Source organism: Chamaesiphon sp. VAR_48_metabat_403, assembly GCF_031422475.1.
Taxonomy (GTDB): Bacteria; Cyanobacteriota; Cyanobacteriia; order Cyanobacteriales; family Chamaesiphonaceae; genus Chamaesiphon.
The window spans coordinates 1-5,829 of record NZ_JANPLS010000180.1 but is presented as its reverse complement, the minus strand read 5'-3'; the positions used below and the strand labels follow the sequence as shown (position 1 = coordinate 5,829).

Annotated in this window: 5 protein-coding genes; 2 read left to right on the top strand and 3 right to left on the bottom strand. The window is 44.9% G+C overall.

Annotation, left to right across the window (positions count from 1 at the left end; translation table 11 throughout):
• Positions 1–72: 72 nt before the first annotated feature.
• On the bottom strand, positions 73–1,119 hold the full coding sequence (locus RMO79_RS08680) for a DNA polymerase III subunit delta' (RefSeq protein WP_396136557.1): 1,047 nt from the start codon (positions 1,117–1,119) through the stop codon (positions 73–75).
• 235 nt (positions 1,120–1,354) lie between these two features.
• Between RMO79_RS08680 and RMO79_RS08675 the strand changes: the two genes are divergently transcribed.
• Complete coding sequence (locus RMO79_RS08675) at positions 1,355–2,305, top strand: PleD family two-component system response regulator (protein ID WP_310482715.1); 951 nt, start codon at positions 1,355–1,357, stop codon at positions 2,303–2,305.
• On the opposite strand, the gene RMO79_RS08670 is transcribed toward RMO79_RS08675, so the two are convergent.
• On the bottom strand, positions 2,306–3,109 hold the full coding sequence (locus RMO79_RS08670; protein ID WP_310482714.1) for a hypothetical protein: 804 nt from the start codon (positions 3,107–3,109) through the stop codon (positions 2,306–2,308).
• 146 nt (positions 3,110–3,255) lie between these two features.
• Here RMO79_RS08670 and bioB point away from each other — a divergent pair, with 146 nt between their 5' ends.
• The gene (gene bioB, locus RMO79_RS08665; RefSeq protein ID WP_310482713.1) at positions 3,256–4,263 is read left to right on the top strand and encodes a biotin synthase BioB; all 1,008 of its coding nucleotides are present in this window, start codon (positions 3,256–3,258) and stop codon (positions 4,261–4,263) included.
• Positions 4,264–4,433: 170 nt separating this feature from the next.
• On the opposite strand, the gene RMO79_RS08660 is transcribed toward bioB, so the two are convergent.
• Positions 4,434–5,264 carry a hypothetical protein gene (locus RMO79_RS08660; RefSeq protein WP_310482712.1) on the bottom strand — a complete coding sequence of 277 codons (831 nt, stop codon included), beginning with the start codon at positions 5,262–5,264 and terminating at the stop codon, positions 4,434–4,436.
• Between the last annotated feature and the right edge of the window lie 565 nt (positions 5,265–5,829).

Sequence of the window (5,829 nt, the reverse complement as noted above, 5' to 3'; positions counted from 1 at the left end):
ATCTGCAATTTGCCAGCCGAGGACTTCTAGAAAAGGTAGTTTAGCAGGCTGCATAATATTCATAATTCGATCTTATGAAATTTTCATTAGGGTACATTCCCAGACTAATCGAGGTTGAACGTAGGCGAGTAAATGCGATCGAGTTTGTTCTAGCAGTTCGATAATTTGAGGATTGCGGTATTTTTGCCAATAGATATATTGCAGATAATCAACCAGCCATAACTGCTCGGTAGCATCTAAATCTCGATCGATCTGCTGGGCTAATTCTAGTCCCTGACGGCGGGTAAGTGGTAATTTACTCAATCGATCGAGCAAGTCGGCGGGGAGGGTTTGGAACTGCTCCCAGATGGCAATTGCAGCACCGGGACTACCTTGAGCTAGTCCGAGAATTTCGGGTCGAGTAAGAATTTCGGGTTTGCCAACATTGGTTAAAACTTGCGCCATTAAAGTGCGATCGAGTCTTTGAAACGGGATCTGCTGACACCGGGAGACGATCGTCGGTAACAGCGATTCAACGCTGGTGGCGATCGCGATAATTGTGGCTTTTCCCGGCTCTTCTAGGGTCTTTAACAGGGCGTTTGCGGCTCCTTCTGCCATTGTCTGCGCCTGTTCGATCGCAATGACAGATCTAGATCCGAGTAATGGCGGACGCGATAAAAACCGACTGATGTCGCGAATTTGTTCGATCCGCAGTTGGGGAGGTGCTTTGCGTTTGACACCTGCTGTGGTGGCTTCGGCGGCGGAGAGGAGTTTTCCCTGGTGGCTATAGGTGGGTGCTACCCACAATACATCGGGATGATTGCCTTGGCGGAGTTTTTGCTCAATTAACGCGCGATCGTGTTCGTCTGCGCCGTCGGTGAAGATTAGTTCGATAAAGCACCGTGCGGCGAGACTTTTACCGATGCCATCTGCGCCATGAAATAGATATGCAGGTGCCAACCGTTGCTTGACGATCGATCGTGTCAACAGTTCGACAGCTTGGGTTTGTCCGAGTAAAGCAGAGCTAAATTGAATCAAGTTTTCAGTTTTCAAACCGCACAGCACAATTGTACCATTAAATGCGGTTGAGATGGGAGCGGGGAGATCGGAGAAATCAGTTGGCTGGCAAAAATCGAACATCGTACCTCAACTCAGCAACGCTGAGAAATAGCTGACAGATCGAAATCAACTCCGAACTCCCCGCTCCCCGCTCTCTAAAGAAATAACTAAATTAGTGCGACTATCTTGGTACTTCATGGGTACACTATGGTGAAGGTAATATCGGAGTAAAATCAGACGTTTAAGTCGTCGCTAATCTCAAAAGACACACGATACCAGTACAGTACATGAACGAGCGTTTACGCGACGATTTAATATGAACGCGACTGAACCCCCATTTCAACGAATTTTATTAGTTGATGACGATCTAGTCGTTCGAGCTAAGGTTAGTGAGTCATTACAAGAGGATGGTTTTGAAGTTATCCTCGCTAAAAATGGTCATGATGGAATTGCGGCCTATCAAAAACATCACCCCGATTTGATTCTGGTCGATGCGGTGATGCCAATTTTAGATGGCTTTGAATTTTGCGAACAGCTCAAAAATTTAGGCGAACGGCTGACTCCAATTTTAATGATTACATCATTAGATGATGATGATTCTGTCGATCGAGCTTTTGCGTCGGGGGCGACTGATTACATTACTAAGCCGATTAATTTACCAATTCTTCGTCAGCGAGTCCGAAATTTAGTTCGTCAGTCGCATCTGATTAAAAATCAATTAAACGAACTTCAAAAAGCCAACCAAAATTTGCAACTTTTAGCTAATTTAGATAGCTTGACTAAATTAGCCAATCGGCGGGGATTTGATGAATATATTCAGAAGGAATGGGATCGGATGCAGCGGATTGCTGCTCCTTTGTCTTTGATCATGTGTGATGTTGATTTTTTCAAGAATTATAACGATCGGTATTTACATCCTAATGGTGATAAATGCTTGATTAAAGTTGCAATGGCAATGCGAAAAGTCATCCGGCGCAGTGGCGATTTGGTGGCGCGATATGGTGGTGAAGAATTTGCGATTGTACTGCCTAATACCGATGCGTTAGGGGCAATTTCTGTGGCTGAAAATATTCGCTCGTCGATTAGAAGTTTGCAAATTACTCATGAAGCTTCGGCTGTCTGTCCTTATGTAACGGTGAGCGTGGGCGTATCGACGATTATTCCCGATCGAGAAAATGATTTTCAGACTTTAATTAATTCTGCCGATCGAGCCTTATACCAGGCGAAATCTCAAGGGCGCGATCGGGTAACAATGTTAGTAGCTTAATTAACTAATTTTAGCTTTCATTAATTGGTCATAGACCATCTGAAAAGAATCTGCTGAAACGCTAAAATCGCCCCTAAATGGATTATCCATCGCCGCAGTTAAAAAGATTAAAATACCAATTGTGGCATTAAAAACAATTCCCAACCAAATATGCGGTCGATTGTTGTCGAGGATGAGCATCCAGGTGAGAAAGATATTTAATAATGCACCTAAAATGACGATCGACCATAGCGCACCTGGTAGTCCGACGGTCACATTTTGCAATCGCGCCCGCCCCATCCTTGCCATTTCATCGAAAGTTTGAAGCGTAACTTCATGTAAGGCGGTTTGAGATCCGGTCATCGGCTCGAAGGCATCAAGATTTTTTTCAATCGCGACAACTTGTTTGATAATATCGCTCGGAATTATCCCCTGTCGTTGCAATGGCCATGCCGTATCGATAATATAATTTATGTATGTTTTGGCTTGACCTTGTAATAGCGATCGCGTCGGTTCTGGATAGTTGCTTACCTTCCGATAAAATGAAGCAATGCTAGTTGCTTCGCGATCGACTTGCGAACTAATATCGCTAAAAGTTGTCGAAGCTCCAACTGTAATTAAGCCTAAAGTAATTCCATAAAATACGCCAATCGCCGAGACATAAATTCCAACTGCTTCATTTTGTCCGTGCGGACGCGCCATCAATTTACGTGCTAACTTCCTAGTCGAGCGAATCCCGATTGTCGAAAAGATGCTAAAACTGCCGACAATTAACGTACAAAGTGCCCAATTGGGCATGTCATAAATCCAATAAAAATTTAACATTTAACTCTCACTCCTCGATATTGCTAACAGATTTACAGCTAAAACTTCACGAAAATCTAGAACTTTCGCAAACTTAGCTAGTATATCTGTCATCCCTGATGCGATAATAAGCGATCGCTCAACACTTAGAAAAGACCGTAAGTTCCATGTTATTGACAACACCCACCTGGAATAGCCTTGCAGATCGATCTTTAGCAGGAAAAATATTAACTAGGGACGAGTGCCTTGCCGTACTTCAGGCAAAAGATGAAGTGTTGCTAGAGCAAATCGCCGCCGCTTATCGGGTGCGCCGTCACTACTGGAGCAATCGCGTCAGGCTCCATTACTTATTAAATGCCCAGAGCGGTTTGTGTCCAGAAGATTGTCATTATTGCTCTCAATCGAAGATTTCTACCGCCGAAATCGAAAAATACCCCCTCATGGCGCAGTCGAAAATTCTCGAAGCCGCCAAACGCGCCGCCGAACTTCAGGCGGGGACTTTTTGCATGGTAATTTCCGGTCGATCGCCAAATGAAGCAACTTTTGGTAAAGTATTAGAGGCGGTACGGGAAGTTAAGGCAAATTACGATCTGAAAGTCTGTGCCTGTTTGGGCTTACTAAGCGCAGAACAAACCCACCGCCTCGCCGAAGCTGGAGTCGATCGAGTCAATCATAACCTCAATACCTCCGCATCTAACCACGATCGGATCGCGACGACACACACTTATACCGATCGAGTTGAGACAGTTAAAAAGGTCCGTGCTGCGGGGATTACGACCTGTTCTGGCGGCATTTTAGGGATGGGGGAGTCAAATGATGATGTTATCGATTTAGCCCTATCCCTGCGCGAATTAGGCGTAACTAGCGTCCCGATCAATTTCTTGATTCCGATTCCCGGTACTAAGTTTGCAGATATTAAGCAACTAACACCGCAACAATGTCTGCGGATATTGTGCTTATTCCGGTTCTTATTACCTTCCCAAGAAATTCGGATTGCTGGCGGACGCGAATTGCATTTGCGATCGCTCCAACCGTTAGGATTATATGTGGCAAATTCAATTTTTGTCGGCGATTATCTCACGACACCCGGACAATCGGCAACTCAAGATTGGGATACAATTGCCGATCTGGGCTTTGTGTTAGAAGCTGCGGATGGTTCGCCAATCGATCGATAATCTGGTTGTGAATACTGGCTAATGTTACCCTCAGCCCTCTCTCGATAACTTTGAGTTGCTGCGTAGTCCTTTACCCCACCCCAACCCTCCCCTTATAAAGGGAAGGGAGCCTGAAAAGCCCCTCCCTTATAAAGGGGGGGTTGGGAGGGTAAGTCAACATCAAACGAATTCTAAAATCCGTAAGAAAGTCCGATTGATAATACGGGATAAACATTAAACCCTTTGAGATCGTTTTCGGTTTGACGAGCTTGATTATCGAGTTGCGCGCGCGTAATCGGATTGTTATTAAAAGCTGAATTGCTGGCTGTCAAAGAGACTTTCGGCGAACCTGCAAACATCACACCTAAATCTGCATTAAATCCAAAACCTTCATTGCTAGATTTCCCAATCCCGATCCCGATATAAGGTGCGATCGAGTTACCATACTTATATTCGCCACTGAGCGTACCGACGCTACTAGCTGGAAATTGAGTGCCAGCGATCGTGTAAACACCGTTATTATTTGGTTGACCAGTTACAGCAAAGCGATTGTTTTGAGCCACTAAGCCACCAGTAATGCGGAAACTGCTGCTAGTAAATGGGTAGTAATCGCCTACTAACTGAATGCTGCTAAAGTTTAACTGTGCATCGTAATTAATCCCGCTATCGGTACGATTGGCACTAATATTGCCAAAGTTAAAACCCAACCTGGCATTAAACTGTGGTGTCAATGATTTAGCTACATCTACACCGATACCGAGCGTACCGACTTTTGCGCTCACACCGATTCCCGCCGATTCCTTGGCGGTGGTTGTCGAATTTTGCGAAACAGCCATCCGCTTAGAAGGCGATACTGGAATAATGGGATCGAGACCGATATCTAATCCTAGTCCCGGTTTAGCTGTCTGCCGATCGATAATAGCGATAGTTTCCCTGGCGGTAGCCGGATCGATCGAGATCGCATTTAAGAGCAAAATGCCGATCGAAATCGCGATCGGGCGGCAGTATTTAAAATATGACATTAGGGATTACCTCCACTGATTCTACACTCAATTAAATTGGGTAGTATATTCGTAGCAATCGCAAGTTGCTTATTAATATACTACCCAGCTAGTCAATCTAAATTGCAATGTGGGCAAAAACTACCCGAAACTAGTTCGATCTCAGAGGATGTCTGAAAAGATTTTTTGATATGTATCGTAGATCTAAATCCCCCTTAAAAAGGGGGACTTCCGGCTCCGGTTCCCCCCTTTTTAAGGAGGGTTAGGGGGGATTGCTAGGGTTTAAGCTCAAAAGAATTGACTTTTCAGATAAGCTGTTAGTCATTTAATTTACTTACCTCTTCTCTTGAAAAGGTGCTCTACTTGGGCTTCACCTTTGGACGGGTTCCCCGACAAAAAGGGTGAGACAGCGACGCATCGACTGGGAGGTTCCCTCCCAGATGTGTGCGTCAAGACAAGACAGGGGGAACCAAGCGACGTTTGTGGGGGAAGCTTCCGTGCGATTCGTTCGGTTGAAACCTAGTAATAGGGGGATTACCGACATTTACTGAGTAACCCACAAGGGTAGAGTTCGCACTTTAATTCT